The sequence below is a fragment of the Flavobacterium sangjuense genome (genome assembly GCF_004797125.1).
Taxonomy (GTDB): domain Bacteria; phylum Bacteroidota; class Bacteroidia; order Flavobacteriales; family Flavobacteriaceae; genus Flavobacterium; species Flavobacterium sangjuense.
This window is the reverse complement of sequence record NZ_CP038810.1, coordinates 1,498,548-1,513,530: the sequence shown is the minus strand read 5'-3', so window position 1 is coordinate 1,513,530 and position 14,983 is coordinate 1,498,548. Positions and strand designations below refer to the sequence as shown.

The window sequence follows — 14,983 nt, the reverse complement described above, 5'->3', positions numbered from 1 at the left end:
AAAAATCCTGTAAAGCAAATATACTCTACAGGATTCATTTTGAAATTATTTATTTTAGAAATCAAATTTATAACTCGCGCCACCCATAATCTGCAATCCATACACAGGATAATTTAACCATCTTTGGTAATCCTGATTGGCTAAATTGTTTCCTTTTAAGAAGAAAGTCATACGCTCACTATATTTATAGCCAACATGTGCATTCAAATCGAAATAGCTTTTTAATGTTATGTTTTCATCCGGAGGAAAAGGCAGCGTTACTGTAGCTTGTCTGAAAATATCTTTTCTTTCGCCTACAAAGAACAAACTCGTTCCCGCATACCATTTTGGTGTAATGTTAACATCAAGTGTTGTAGCCAGTTTTATAGCTGGTAAATTCCATGCTTCTTTTTCAATATCGGTTGAATAACTGCTAAACGTTCCGTTGATACCAAAAGATACATTTTTGGAGAAATCTGCTTTCAGTTCACCAAAGAAACTTACCGTTTTTACTTTGTCATAAACAACATCAAATGAATTCCCGAAAGTATAACCATCAGTATTTGCATTAAAATGATCATAGATATTGCTTTTGAAAAGTGCTTTTCCATCTTCATTTTTGTATGAACCGCGGATGTTATAACTAATACTGCTTGCCAACTTTCCTTTTAAACCGGCATAAATATCAAACTTTTGATCTGTTGGAGCAATGCCAAGTGTTGGTGAAACAAAGAAGTTTTCCTGTACAAAATCATGATATGAGTTTTGTTGTAATGTTCCTTCCAAACCAGCATAAAAAATCATCAAATCGCCAACGATTTTATATGAACCTGTAACCTGCGGATAAATAAAGAATTTGCTTTCTCCGGCTTCCTGCGCTGCGCTGTAGAAGAAACCAACTCCTGCATTTATTGTCAAATCATCTTTGCGAATTTTGATGCTTGGCTGAAAGCCAACATTGGTAAAACCGTATTTTATAGAAGCTGTTTTGTTAAAATTCTGATCAAACGAACCACTGATGTAATCTAATACAAAATCGGCTTTTATTTTTTGCTCCACAATATCAAATTCCAATGATGGTTTTGCTACAAAACGATTTTCTGCCGAACCAAAAGCATCCCAAAAACGGCTGAATTTTAATGTGCTTTCTTTTAAGACATTGCTCAATCCTAATCTTCCACCAACATATAAAGTGTGATACGTTTGTCGTTCGTCAATGGTTTCAATCGTTGCATCAGACAGTAACCCAGGATAAATTCCGTACCAATTGTATATTTGATTTTTATAACCCAAATCGGCATTCCATGACATTGCTTTCGTTCTGCTTCCGTAGGTTAAATCCAAAGCCGTATTCATGAACTTATCATCCAAAGTCACTTCCTTTATTCCGCCCTGAGCCGAACTGTGACGCAACATTCCACCAAAATAATCCGTGTTGCTGACGTTTTCGGTAATAAAAAGTTCAGCGTTAACTGCACCATAATTTCCTGCTGCCAGCGTCATATAGTTACTAAATATTTTCTCTTCCGCACTTTTATCCACATTTGCTGCTTTTCCTTTGGCTGGTGCAAACGTTGAAGCTACCGGAAACGAAAAAATATTGTATTGGATGTTCTCTTTTTTAGAAGTTTCTTCATCATCAAGCGTTGGTGTTTCTTTTACTTTAAACGCATCCGAAATTGAAGGCGTATAAGGTTTTACAACGTTCACTACTTCGGTTCCAATGTTGTCATCTTTCTTTTGTGCGGTTGTCTTATGGAAACTTCCCAAAAACAAAAAGGCTGCTATAGTATATTGAAATGTCTTTTTCATTTGATTTTAATTTTGGATAGAAGAATTTGTTTTAGCTGCTTCACCTTTGACAATATTTAATTCGGTTTGCGCTTCAGAAACAACATCATCGAATTCTTTGAAATTTTTGATAACGCTGTCTAAAATAGAAGTAGCGCTAAAATTATCTTTCAATTGGTAATAATTTTTCGCCATTACAATCAAGCCTTTGGCTCCAAAATATTTATAACCCGAATAATCCCTGGCTAATTTTTGAACTGTTTTATTTGAATCTTCATACTTTCCATCTTTATTCTTGAAATAAGCATCATAATACAAGGCTTCGGCTGCTAATTCTCCTTTTGCAATGGTCAACAATTTTGCGTAAGCTGTTCTCGCTTTTTGCTCGTCGTTCACTTTTATCGCAGCACGTGCGACGATAATCTGCGCATCACTTTTTATTTTGTTATCTGTTTTTGGATTTGCCAAAACTTTATCAGCATACACAACCGCATTCGCATAATCTTTTTGGTCGTAATACGCACGCATCAGATTGGCTTGCGCGAAAGTTACGTTTTGTGGAAAATCAGCCTCTGTTTCTAATCGTTGCAGTACCGGAACCGCTTTCGTATAATCGTCTTTTTTCAAATGAATTTCAGCCAAACGCGCTAACGATTGCTCGGTAAATTCGTTTCTTGGTTTACCGATTACAAACTCATAATTCGGAACAGCGCTGGCTTCTTTTCCGTCAGTGTAAAGTGATTGTGCCAAATAGAAGTTGGCTTTCAAAGCGTGAATTCCGTTTGGAAATTGTTTAACATAACCACTCAAACTCGTAATAGCCTGCTTCGTATTATTTTGCAAATATTGTTTTTCGGCTGATTCATATGTATCGTTATCCAAATCGGCATCAGACACTTCAACAAAATCTAATGTCTTTACCCAAGCCGCATATTCATTCACTTTTCCGTTATCCATATAAATCAATCTCGCTGTCGAAACCGCTTCTAAAGCTTCAGGAGTTCTTGGATATTTTGCAGCCACTTCTTTGAATTTGGCAATAGCCGATTCATCTTTTTGAGCGTTATAATAAATCAATCCCTGACGCAGAATCGCTTTCGAAGCAAACGAACCATTTCTGAATTCGCTCAACAATTGGTCATAAGTTTTAATCGCCAAATCAGTTTTGTTTTCGGTAACGTATGTATTTCCTAATTCAAACAAAGCGTCATCGCGATATTGTGACGTTTTGAATTTAGCCAAAAACGAATTAAAGTCTTCGATTTTCTTATCGTTTTTACCCACAAATCCATAGCTTAATGCTTTTTGGAAAGCGGCATAATCCGAGTCAATGCCTTTCATATCAATGGCTTTGTTGTAGGCATCCATCGCTGGCCAATACTTAGCAGTAACAAATCGTGAATCGCCTAATCTTAGATAAGCATCGTTCAACCGAACTCTGTCATCTTTTGGTCCGTCAACATATTTTTGGAAATAATTCCCAGCTTGGTCGTATTCCTTTTGCTTGAAATAAGCGTACGCAATATTGTAATTAATGTTCTTGTTTTCCGGAGTTGATTTGGCTTCAGCCGAACTTTCAAATTGTTTAAAACTCAAAGTTGCATCGCTGAAATTATCTAAAACATATTCGGTTTCACCTCTCCAGAACGTAGCGCGAGCCGTTATTTTTTCGTTTCGCGGATTGGCAATTGATTTCTTAAACATGCCCAACGCTTCCTTATAATTTCCGTCAGTATACAATTCAATTCCTCTGTAGAACAACACTTTCTGATACGCCACTTTGTTTTCAGGAGTATTATTTTTTTCCAATAAAGTCAACGCATCTTTATAATTCTTAGATGTGATATAAGAGTTAATCAACAAAGTTTCGATTTCAGCTTTGCTTGTCGTATTTGGATATTTAGCTAAAAAAGCAGACAATACATCCGGCACAGATTGGTAAGAGTTTCCGATTTCGTAGCTCAGTTTGGCGTAATTCAAATTGGCATCTTCCTGAATTTTTTTGTCGAAATCCATTTCCGACGCGCTTTTAAAAGCGTTTAAAGCTTGTTGCTTTTTATCCGTTTTGAAATAGCATTCACCCAAATGATAATACGCATTCTGCGCTACTGAATCTTTTCCGTCAATGATTTTATTGAATTGCGAAATGGCATTTTCGTAATCTTTTTGTTTGTAATAGGTGTAACCCAATTGGTAAAAATCGGTATTGTTCCACTTCCCTTTTTTGCCTTTGTATTCTTTTAGGTAAGGCAATGCTTTGTCGTATTGCTGCAGATTAAAATAGCTTTCGCCAATGATTTTATTCAATTCTGATTTTTCCGAAGCGTTCGATTTTGGCATAGCTGCAAGTCCGGCGTCAATCGCTTTTTGAAAGTTACCTTCCTTGAAAGCCATATCAGCTTTGAAATAAGATAGTTTATCCGAATACTTTTCTTCGCCTTCTACCTTTTCGAAATACTTATTGGCTTCCTGATAATTGTTTCCTTCATATTGCATAAACCCTAAATAATAATTGGCTTGTGTTCCATATTCTTTGGAATTAACCACTTTATTAAAGTAATCTGCGGCGGCTTTTTTATCGCCTGCTGTAAAATAAGCATAACCTTTCTGGAAGGTGAATTTTTCAGTTTGCTCGTAAGTCAACGCATTTTCATCGACTTTGTCAAAATATTGCAGTGCCTGAGGAAACTTTCCCTGTTCAAAATAATATTGCGCCACTTCAATGTAGGCTTGATTTTGTTTGGAACTTGTTGGATAATCTGAGATGAATTTTTCAACAAGTTCATCCGCATTATTCTGATTCAGGTGAATCGCGCAAATACCTATGTAATAAGCGCAATCTGCCTGAATATCTTCGGTAGTATTGTCGTTTTTTACTTTGTCAAATAAGATTTGAGCTGATTGGTATTGTTTGTCTTTAAACAACAAAACCGCATTATCAAAATCCGACAAATTATTGGTGTAAATAGCTGATTGTTGACCTGAAACATTCGGTATTACAGCTATAAAAAATAGAAAAAATAACATTAAACTCTTGCGCATAGTTTTTATTTTAATTTATCCAAAATTATACTCTATATACCTATAACGTAAAAACCGCGCCATTTATTATAAACATTCTTTTAAACAATTTTAACAAATGAGCGTACAACATGTGAATTAGGCTTTTAGGTTTAAATTTTATCATTTTTTTAACTGTCTCCGGAAAATGGGTTTTGTCCTTCGACTTCGCTCAGGGTGACAAAAAAGTTATTTTAAAAATATATTTTGAATACAAACCTTATCTTATTACATTTACCCAATAAACAAATTACCCATGTCAGAAACTGTTTTATCTCTAAAAAATGTAACGATTTACCAAGAAAACAAAGTGATTTTGTCACAAATAAATCTTGATGTTAAACAAGGTGAATTCCTTTATATCATTGGTAAAACAGGAACCGGAAAAAGTAGTTTTATGAAAACACTATACGGTGATTTGCCTTTAACTGTTGGTTCCGGATACATTGTTGGCTATGATTTATTGAATCTGAAAGAAGATGAGATTCCGTTTTTGAGAAGAAAAATTGGGATTGTTTTTCAGGATTTTCAATTGTTACCGGACAGAAGCGTAAACGAAAACATGCTGTTTGTTTTGAAAGCAACCGGCTGGACCGACAAAACTGAAATGCAGGTCAAAATTGACGATGTGTTGCAACGCGTTGGCATGATTGGTTTGACTAACAAAATGCCACACCAACTTTCGGGCGGAGAACAACAAAGAGTGGCGATTGCCCGTGCTTTATTGAATGATCCGGAATTAATTTTGGCTGACGAACCAACCGGAAATCTTGACCCTCAAACGAGTGCTGAAGTTTTAGGCGTTTTGAAAAAAATCAATGATAACGGAAAAACAGTTATCATGGCAACCCACGATTATGCTGTGATTATGAAATTCCCGGCCAAAACATTGAAATGCGAAGACAGCACTATTTTTGAAGTTGTTCAGAAGACGGTTTAAATTGTTTGGTTTCCGATAAATATTTACCCAAAAGCAATATTACAAAAGGAAAAGCCACAAGGTGAAATCTATCGCCCTGACCGCACGATATTCCCGATAATACTATGATGTATGCTATAAAAAAGGCAACAAAAAAGTATATTCTTTCCTTTCTGAAATTGGTATATAAAAACAAAGCCGACAACAAAACAGCCAATAAAGTAAAAATTCTGTTTTGCCATTTTGTGATATCAAAAATGAGTTGTTTCCAAAAAGGGAAATCTGCCTTATTATCATAATTCTTTAAATCCTGAATACAGGCATTTCCTGATTTGGAATTCTCGATTACATCTGAAAAATAAGCTTTTATAAAGTTGGGGAAATTAGTTCTGATTTGATGTTTTAAATCTTCTAAGGCGACTTTCTTCTGGTCTGTAAAATCCAAACCAAATAAATATTCTGCTCTTGGGTTGTCAATTTGATTGTATTCCTTTCCGTTTTTAAAACATTCGGCTTTGCTGCAAATGTAATTGTGATACGTCACGCCATCAATATAACTAATGGTAAAATCGCCGTATTGCACCTTCATCCCAACAACCTGAATCGTTATCATTGCCAAACTTCCATAAAGGAAAATCATGCTTTTATGCTTGTAATTTTTCAGAATTTCTCTGATAAAAAACAACAGCATAACAATCCCAAAAAACTTAGCGCCGGGTTTTATCAGCATGCTTGATAACACAAGCGATAACGACAATGACAAATACCAAAACTTACTTGTTTTATAATATTGGAACAATAAATAGAAAGCAAGCGCCGTAAAGAAAACAAAGATATTTTCAGTCAGTAAATGGTAATTCAAAATGATATTTCCAAAAATAAAAAAAGGAAGTATCGCAAACCAAAAAGCCACTTTTTCTTTGACAAAATTCCTGAGAACTTCAAATAAAATAATCGATGTTCCCAACCAACAAAAGACATTTACAACAAAGCTCCATTCAAAAATACCGGCATCAGAACTGCCAAACAAATAGGGAATTCCAGTGATAAATGCCATTAACATCGGACGGTAATAATGACCGGTAAATTTCAGATACATTTTTTGAGCTGACTCCAGATAGTTGGAGCAATCAGGATAAATCAGTGTTTGCTTGTCTAATTGCAACGGGAAATTCAATAGTTCCAAACAACACAAACCCACAACAACGATAAGAAAATGGTATTTATATTTTAGCAAAAAAGACTTCATCAGGGCTTATCTTTTTTGTAAACATGTGGATTTTCTTTGATTCCTTTTTTGAAAATTTTCCGCACTGTCATTCGCAGAAAAGTATCTAATTGTAAAACTAAATCGGAGAATTTATTTTCAGGACGACCACGAAATGAAGTTACATGAAATCGATCCGAATCCTGCAACGGAGATACTGCAAAGTAATAATTAGAAACACAACGACGATAGCCATCAAAAACAACCGGAGAAACCGAATGCAATGCATCATTATGCGTTTCCATCACAGCCAATCGATTGAATTTACTATGAACCGTGATTTGTTTTTGTTTCAAGCCATTTGGCCAAAGTTCCAAATTTCCGCCATTGGATTCCTCCCAATTTGGCGTAACATAATACAACAAATTCAACACGCGCCATAAATTGCGGTCTTTATCATGTGAATTGTCTAAATGCGGATTCAGAAACTGTTTTTTCCCCATCATCGAAATACCGCCGGCATATAAATGTTCATCCGGAATTGGATTTTGTATATCGCAAATTTCACCAACAACCTTCACTACTCTTTCGTCCTGAAAAGCATAAATTATTTCCTCTAACAAAGGATCATACAAATTCATCTGAGCCGCAACATATTTATCTTCACGCAAGCTTTTCTTCAAAACCATTTGTTCCGGTTTGGGAAAAACAGCGTGAATTTGTAACGCAATATCATTGGGCAACAAATCATCAAGAAAAAAAAAACCAATATTTGAATCTGAATTGCGAAATTCAGTCTTGAGCCGTTCCTTTTCGGAAACAAGTCTGTCAAAAATCAGCGTTGCTAATTCTATTCGGTTCATAAGGTTAGAATTGTGAAAAAAACATTTTCTTTGTAAAGATATTACTTAATTCTGTTTTTCTAAATGATTTCAATTCTAATTCCGACCTACAATTATAACACTTTGCCATTGGTAGAAGAATTGCATCGTCAGGCAGTTTCGGAAAGCATTGAATTTGAAATTATTGTGGCAGATGATGCATCGCCAATTAACGAAAACACCGAAATCAATTCGAAAATAAATCAGCTTTCAAATTGCCGATTTGAGCGACATAAAACCAATCTCGGTCGTGGCCAAAACAGAAATTCTTTGGTTCAAAAAGCGAAATATGATTGGGTTCTATTGATGGATTGCGACACTATCCCAAAAGAAAAAGACTTTATCAAAACGTATATTGAAAGCTTAAAAAACAACAAAGAAAGAGCCATTTTTGGTGGAATTATTTATTACAATGAAAAGCCAAAACCTGATGAAATGCTGCGTTGGGTTTTTGGGAAAAGCAGAGAAGAAACTCCTTTATCTAGAAGACTTTCCAATCCTTTTCATTATACTTTGATTTCAAATATTTTGGTTCAAAAAGAAGTACTGCTTTCGCATCCTTTTGACAATGAGATTTTTAATTATGGTTATGAAGACATTGTTTTTATTTTGGGTTTAAAAAGAGAACAAATTGCCATTGGTCATATCGAAAATCCAGCCTATCATTTAAATTTGGAGAAATCTGCGATTTTCCTGGAAAAGTTCCACAGCTCATTGGAAAATTTAAAACTTGTTCTGGACAAAAACATCATTCATCCTGAAGACACAACTCTGACCAAAACATATATCAAGTTAAAACGGTTGCATTTAGTAAAAATTGCTGCTTTTGGATTTGGAATTTTTAAAAGCCTTTATACCAAAAATTTACTTTCTAAAAATCCTTCGCTATTTATATTTGATGTGTATCGATTGGGTTATTTTTGTCAAATAAATTCTCGCTGATGCCTTATTTTTCGATAGTCATACCAGTTTATAACAAAGAAAAGTTTGTTGCCAAAACATTAGAAAGCGTTTTGAGCCAGACTTTTGCCGATTTCGAAATTATTATTATAAATGACGGTTCAACCGACCAAAGTGAAGCCAAAATTTCAGCATTTAACGACAACCGAATTCAGTACTTTACCAAAAAAAATGAAGGCATAGCTGTGACAAGAAACTTCGGAATTGAAAAAGCAACAGCAGATTACATTTGCTTTCTTGATGCTGATGACTTTTGGTATTCCAACTTTTTGGAAACCATGCATCATTTTATTTCAAAACTTCCTGAGCAAAAAGTCTTTGCTTCGGCTATAGAAATTGAAACTAAAAGCAAACTCATTAAAGCGCATTATTCCATTCCGAATAAATCTGATTATGAAATCGTGAATTTCTTTGATGCGAGCCAAAAGGAATGTGTGCTGTGGATATCGAGTGTTTGCATTCACAAGAGTATTTTTGACAAAGTTGGTGCCTTTGACACTAAAATAAAAAATGGCGAAGACACCGAATTGTGGATTAGAATTGGATTAGAATTTCCAGTCGTTTTTATTCGCAAAATACTGGCACGCTATGTTTATGATGATAAAAGCATTTCCCGAAATTCGGATTACTTTTTTGAATCTTATACTTTCGAAAAATATGCTGCAGAAGAAAAGAAGAATTCCAGGTTGAAAAAGTACATGGACTTAAATCGATTTTCAGCTGTGATAAAATGCAATCTCAATGGCGATAAGAAAACATCACAAGAAATTTATGCTAAAATTGATTTGAAAAACCTGAATAGTAAGAAACGGCTATTACTTCAATTCCCGCCAATTATTTTAAGAATGCTGCTAAAATTTAAAGTGTTTTTAGCCAATATTGGTTTAGGAAATTCCGTTTTTAGATAATTTGAATTCTTCAAAATCACGGATATAATCTTCCTCTTCAAAAATATCCGAAGCTAGAACCAAACAAACTGAACCCGAAGAAAAGTTCTGCAACTCACGCCAAATGCCGTTTACGATTAGTAAGCCAACGTTAGGTTTGTTGAGCGTAACCGTTTTTTGTTCGTTGCCATCATTCAAAACCACATCAAAACTACCGCTCAAAGCCACTAAAAATTCCTGCTGATTTTTATGCGAATGTCCACCACGTCTTGCACCACTCGGAATATCGTATAAATAATAAACGCGCTTCAGTTCAAATGGAACCGCATTTCCTTCAAGTACAGAAAGATTGCCACGTGTATCGTGAACTTTGGCAATATCAAGAGTTATGGCGTCGTGAATTGTTGTCATTATGCTTCTAATAATTGTTTCCATTGTTGCGCAATGGTTGTCAAAGATAAATGTTCTACGCTTTTTTGCGCATTATTTTTACAGGTTTGATATAAATTTTCATCTTCAATCATCGCCTTTATCGCTTCGGACAAGGCATTTTCGTTATGATTTTCTACTAATAATCCATTGAAATTATTTTGGATAATTTCTTTTGGACCGGTTTCACAATCTACTGAAATAACCGGAGTTCCGGCTGCCAACGATTCTACTAAACTCATAGGAAAACCTTCAAAACGACTGGTCAGAATAGTGCATTTTGCATTTTGGATAAATGCGGTAATGTTCTTTTGAAATGGTAAAACAAGTACAAAAGATTCCAATTGCAATTCCACAATTTTTGCCTGAATAAAATCCTTGTCCGAACCATCGCCAATAAGCAACAGCATCGTTCCTTTTCCGTAAACTTTGGACTGTTTAAATGCGTTGAGCAGTAAAGTAAAGTTTTTGATTTCTTCTTCAAACCGGCCAAAAAACAAAATGCAATTCTTCGGAATAAGATTGGGCAATTGATATATTTTCTCGGGAAAATCAACCGGATTATGAATTGTGGTGGTGTTTTTGAGAGTATATTTCTCTTCAATTTTATTCTCAATATCTTTCGAAACACAAACCAATTTGGTTGCCTTTTGATATAAATAATTCGCTCCAAAAGAGAATTTAGAAAAATACATTTCAAGATTCGAGCTGTGAATCACAAAATAGCATTTTCTGTTGCCATAAATCCATTTGGTGAAAACCTCACGTATAAAAAATGGTCTGGAACGATTGTCAATTACCGTTTGAATATCATTTTCATTAAGATATTTGGCAATGTATTTTCCTTTTTTTATGGCTCTGAAAACACCTTTCTCCTCGGAAAATAATTTCCCTAAGTTGACTAAAGTTCCTTTGTAATCATAATCAACATGATCCAAAATTATGATGTGATGCACTTCATAACCCAAGTCATGCAACATAAAACTCAACAAACCCGCAAAACGCTCAGCGCCGCCAACACCAAGTGAAGCGGAAACTATAGCAATTTTGTTGTTGTTTTTCATTTCTTACTTATATTGCATCAAATATAGTAAGAAATGAAGATTTTACTCATTGGAGAATACAGCCGATTGCATAATTCCTTAAAAGAAGGGTTGCAAAAGCTTGGAAACGAAGTAATCATTTTGGGTTTTAAAGATGGTTTCAAAGATTTTCCGGTTGATTTTCCTTTGGAGAAAAAATGGGATTCGGGTTTCAGAAAAAAAATTAAACTGGGACTTTTGGTTCTTACCGGTTTTGATATTTCTTCCTATTTAACGTATCGCCAATTCCGGAAAAACAGCAACCATTTTCAAGATTTTGACGTTGTTCAATTGATAAATGAGAATAGTTTTTTTTGTGATTACAGACATGAAAAAAAGATTCTGAAATACCTTTTCAAACACAACCAAAAAGTGTTTTTGCTTTCGGCCGGCGATGATTATATGTATGTCGATTACAACTTTGAGCATACCGATAATCCATCGATTGTACAGCCTTATTTAGCCGGAAAAATTGCGAACAAAGAGTTCTCTAATGTTTTAAAATTCAGAACCAAACCTTTTGAAAAACTGCATCAGTATATCTATGAAAATATACAAGGTGTGATTGCCACCGATTTGGATTATCATATTCCGTTGCAAAATCATCCAAAGTATTTGGGTTTAATTCCGAGTCCGATGAATGTTGATAAATTTCCAAAAAAGGAATTAGTAATCAACGAAAGAATCATCATTTTTCATGGTATCAATCGGGAAAGTTATTTCAAAAAAGGAAATGATTTTTTTGAAAAAGCTTTGGAAATCATAAAGAAAAAATATGACGACAAAATTGATGTTTTTGTCACCGAAAATGTTCCCTATAATGATTATATCAGCCGGTACAATCAAGCGCATATTTTGCTTGACCAATTGTACGGACATGATCAGGGAAGCAACGGATTAGAAGCTATGGCAAAAGGAAAAGTTGTTTTTACAAATGCGAGCAATATCTTTGAAAAACATTATAATTTAACTCAAAAGGTTGCTATAAATGGTTTGCCTGATGTTGATTATTTGGTAAATGAACTGTCTTTTTTAATTGAGAATCCAACTGAAATTATAGCGATTGGAAACCGTGCCAGAACTTTTATAGAAAAAGAACACGATTATCTAAAAATTGCCCAAAAGTATCTTGACACTTGGACGAAATGAAGCAGCTGACTCATTTCATACAAAACCATTTTCTATTTCTATGGCTTCTTTTGACAGCCACAATCGTTTCTGTTTATTACGCTTTGACGCTGCCGGTTTCTTTTGACGAAGCCTGTACCTATATCTTATTTACACGCGAAGGTTTAGCAGAAACGGTTACCAATTATCCTGCTCCAAATAACCATGTTTTTTTTTCGATACTAACCGGCATTAGCAATAATTTACCTTTTGGAAACCTCCTTTTTAAAATCAGGCTGACTTCGATTGTAATAAACATTTTGACTCTTTTGGCGCTGTATAAATTTGCGGTTACTTTTTTCAGTAGAAACTTCGGATTGCTTCTCGTTGGTTTATACAGTGGCCTTTTTTTAACGGTGTATTACAGCTATATGGCCAGAGGTTACGGTTTGGTTACACTATTGTTTATTGGCTGTTTATATTATACTTTCAAGATTATTGATGGTGACGAAAACCGAAAAAACTTTTTATTTTTTGGTTTGTTTTCGGTAATTGGATTGTATACGATTCCGACATTTATTTACCCAATTATATCGCTAAGTGTATATATAGTATTTGTTAAACGTCATTTGTTTTGGACACAATTCAAAGTTGGTTTTGGCATTTTTTTGACATCAATCCTACTTTATGCCCCAATAATTTACAACTGCGGATTAAACAGCATTATCAGCAATCTGTATGTAAAACCAATGGGATTTATTCCAACTTTAAAATCAATACCGGTTTATCCTCTTTTAGCGATTCAGGAAATCACAGGAATTCATTGGCTGATTGTGATTGCCATATGTAGTTTGAGTCTATATTTTATATGGAAATCAAAGGAAAGAAGAGCAATATTTTTTGTGGTGGTTATGATTCTTACGCCTTTAATTTTAATTGTCATTCAGCGTGTAAATCCGTATGCAAGAGTGTTTAATTATTGCAGTATTGTGCTATTGCTACTAGTACTTATGCCATATAAAACAACCATTGACAAACTTAAACTGAGTTATATGTTTCCGCTGCTTTTAGTTATTCAGTGTGTTTCTCTTTTCAATTTTGAGACTAAAATTTTAGCTTATGAAGATAAAGATTGGGGTTTGAATATAACTTCTGATAAAATCATCAAAAAGATTCAGGGCAATCATCATTATTATACAAATGGCAATTTGATTTTTTATAATCTTAAATTTGATTTGATATCGAATGGTTTCACCAATTATAAAATTGCGGAAGAAAAAGGGAAGAATGTTTCTGCTGATACTTTGCCGTATGACTATAGCATTATTGGGTTGGATTTTGACAAAACAAAAAGCAAAAAACCTTTATATAAAACCCGATACTACAATGTGTATTCAGGGAATTAGTTGCTGCTTTTTTTGAAGAAAAGTTTTCTGAACAAGACCAAAACCAATAGAAAACAAAAAACATTGGTATAAAAATAAGCCTGCAAAACGCCTGCTGTTGCATTTTGTTTTATCAAATAAAAAGAAAGCAAAAAGTACATTAAATTAAAAACTATTTCTACTAAAAAGTAACGCTTCATCATGGTTTTTACGAGAATTTGAAAACCAAATGCCAACGTCATTATTCGGAAAAAATCTCCTAAAAGCTGCCAAATCAATATGTTTTCAACGGGTGAAAACTCGGCAGTAAATGCCAGTTTCAAAATAATTCCTTTGGCAATATAAATCACAATCAACATCGCCAAAAACAAAGGAAGAAAAACGCTGAAATACGATTTTAATTCGGCTTTAAATTCCTTTTCCGTATGAATTGACGCCAGTTTCGGCATATAATACAATGACAATCCTGAACTAAAAAAAATCATATAAAAACTCGACAATCTGTTGACTGCATCCCAAATTCCTGCTTCTTCAATAGAGTAATTTTCGACTATCATGTTTCGTATAAAAAGCAATGTCAACGGAGCAATTATAGCGGTTAGCAATGCCATTACTGAAAACCTTTTGATAATCTTGAAATACTTTTTGCTAATCAATTTTTGAAGGTCAAATTTGAAATAATTAGCATGCTTTCTAACAAAAACAAACGTCACTAAAACCATCAAAACCTCCCCAATCGCAACAGATAAAAGTCCGCCGAAAATATTCTTCTTCCAGATTAACAAAGCCGTCAAACCGAAGACTAAAACATTCGAAATAATCTGGATAATCATTATTCTTTTAAACTTTTCCAAACCGTTATAAATGGCCAGCCAAAAAGTATTAATCACCATAAACGGAAGCAATAATCCAAAAAAGCGAATGGGAATTGTGTAGTTAGTTGTGTAAAATAAAAAGGCTGAAATGGGTGATGCAAAAGCCAAAACAAGCAATGCCAATACACTTGAAATAATTAGAAAAACCCAGAAAAATGTGGAGTATATAACCGAAAGTTCTTTTTTATCTTCTTTATTTTCGACAAACAATTTGACAATCGAGTTGCTGATACCAAGTGTTGCAATCGATTTTATCATTAAGGCAAAGTTTCTAAAACTTCCCATCAAAGCCATGCCCGATGTTCCCAGAAAAACAGAAATGATTTTAGAAGAAAAAATACCCAAAACAAAACTCACTGCTACCGAAACAGAATTCAGCGACAAAACTTTTAGTAATGTATTTTGTTTTAAAATTTTCAAT

Annotated in this window: 12 protein-coding genes; 5 read left to right on the top strand and 7 right to left on the bottom strand. The window is 34.3% G+C overall.

The genetic code is table 11. The features are described from left to right. Nucleotides 1-54: 54 nt before the first annotated feature. Both GS03_RS06630 and GS03_RS06625 read right to left on the bottom strand, forming a co-directional pair. Nucleotides 55-1,791, bottom strand: coding sequence for a TonB-dependent receptor (locus GS03_RS06630; RefSeq protein ID WP_136151768.1), 1,737 nt, complete (start codon nucleotides 1,789-1,791; stop codon nucleotides 55-57). 6 nt (nucleotides 1,792-1,797) lie between these two features. Beyond that, nucleotides 1,798-4,812, bottom strand: coding sequence for a tetratricopeptide repeat protein (locus GS03_RS06625; RefSeq protein ID WP_136151767.1), 3,015 nt, complete (start codon nucleotides 4,810-4,812; stop codon nucleotides 1,798-1,800). A gap of 274 nt (nucleotides 4,813-5,086) precedes the next feature. On the opposite strand from GS03_RS06625, the gene GS03_RS06620 reads away from it, so the two are divergent. Next, nucleotides 5,087-5,770, top strand: coding sequence for a cell division ATP-binding protein FtsE (locus tag GS03_RS06620; protein WP_136151766.1), 684 nt, complete (start codon nucleotides 5,087-5,089; stop codon nucleotides 5,768-5,770). Here GS03_RS06620 and GS03_RS06615 read toward each other — a convergent pair. Next, entirely contained in the window at nucleotides 5,739-6,998 is a 1,260-nt protein-coding gene (locus tag GS03_RS06615) for a glycosyltransferase family protein (protein ID WP_136151765.1), read from the bottom strand. The two genes, GS03_RS06620 and GS03_RS06615, sit on opposite strands and share 32 nt — an antisense overlap. Continuing rightward, nucleotides 6,998-7,819, bottom strand: a complete 822-nt coding sequence (locus GS03_RS06610; protein WP_136151764.1) for a 2OG-Fe(II) oxygenase — start codon at nucleotides 7,817-7,819, stop codon at nucleotides 6,998-7,000. Before GS03_RS06610 ends, GS03_RS06615 begins: the two co-directional genes overlap by 1 nt. Nucleotides 7,820-7,882: 63 nt before the next feature. Here GS03_RS06610 and GS03_RS06605 point away from each other — a divergent pair, with 63 nt between their 5' ends. Both GS03_RS06605 and GS03_RS06600 read left to right on the top strand, forming a co-directional pair. Further along, nucleotides 7,883-8,779 (top strand): glycosyltransferase family 2 protein, encoded by an 897-nt coding sequence (locus GS03_RS06605; protein WP_136151763.1) that lies wholly within the window; start codon nucleotides 7,883-7,885, stop codon nucleotides 8,777-8,779. Then, nucleotides 8,779-9,705: a glycosyltransferase family 2 protein gene (locus GS03_RS06600; protein WP_136151762.1), complete on the top strand. Its 927-nt coding sequence runs from the start codon at nucleotides 8,779-8,781 to the stop codon at nucleotides 9,703-9,705. The genes GS03_RS06605 and GS03_RS06600 overlap by 1 nt, the downstream gene beginning before the upstream one ends. Here the strand turns inward: GS03_RS06600 and GS03_RS06595 are convergent. Together GS03_RS06595 and GS03_RS06590 are read right to left on the bottom strand one after the other, a co-directional pair. Beyond that, nucleotides 9,682-10,119: a sugar 3,4-ketoisomerase gene (locus tag GS03_RS06595; RefSeq protein ID WP_168710277.1), complete on the bottom strand. Its 438-nt coding sequence runs from the start codon at nucleotides 10,117-10,119 to the stop codon at nucleotides 9,682-9,684. The two genes, GS03_RS06600 and GS03_RS06595, sit on opposite strands and share 24 nt — an antisense overlap. Beyond that, nucleotides 10,095-11,177 (bottom strand): glycosyltransferase, encoded by a 1,083-nt coding sequence (locus tag GS03_RS06590; RefSeq protein WP_136151761.1) that lies wholly within the window; start codon nucleotides 11,175-11,177, stop codon nucleotides 10,095-10,097. The genes GS03_RS06595 and GS03_RS06590 overlap by 25 nt, the downstream gene beginning before the upstream one ends. A 33-nt stretch (nucleotides 11,178-11,210) precedes the next feature. Between GS03_RS06590 and GS03_RS06585 the strand changes: the two genes are divergently transcribed. Beyond that, complete coding sequence (locus tag GS03_RS06585) at nucleotides 11,211-12,344, top strand: glycosyltransferase (RefSeq protein WP_136151760.1); 1,134 nt, start codon at nucleotides 11,211-11,213, stop codon at nucleotides 12,342-12,344. A 50-nt stretch (nucleotides 12,345-12,394) separates the two neighbouring features. Then, nucleotides 12,395-13,708, top strand: coding sequence for a glycosyltransferase family 39 protein (locus GS03_RS06580; RefSeq protein WP_168710276.1), 1,314 nt, complete (start codon nucleotides 12,395-12,397; stop codon nucleotides 13,706-13,708). Here the strand turns inward: GS03_RS06580 and GS03_RS06575 are convergent. After that, the gene (locus GS03_RS06575) at nucleotides 13,705-14,982 is read right to left on the bottom strand and encodes an O-antigen translocase (protein ID WP_136151758.1); all 1,278 of its coding nucleotides are present in this window, start codon (nucleotides 14,980-14,982) and stop codon (nucleotides 13,705-13,707) included. The two genes, GS03_RS06580 and GS03_RS06575, sit on opposite strands and share 4 nt — an antisense overlap. Nucleotide 14,983: the final 1 nt, after the last annotated feature.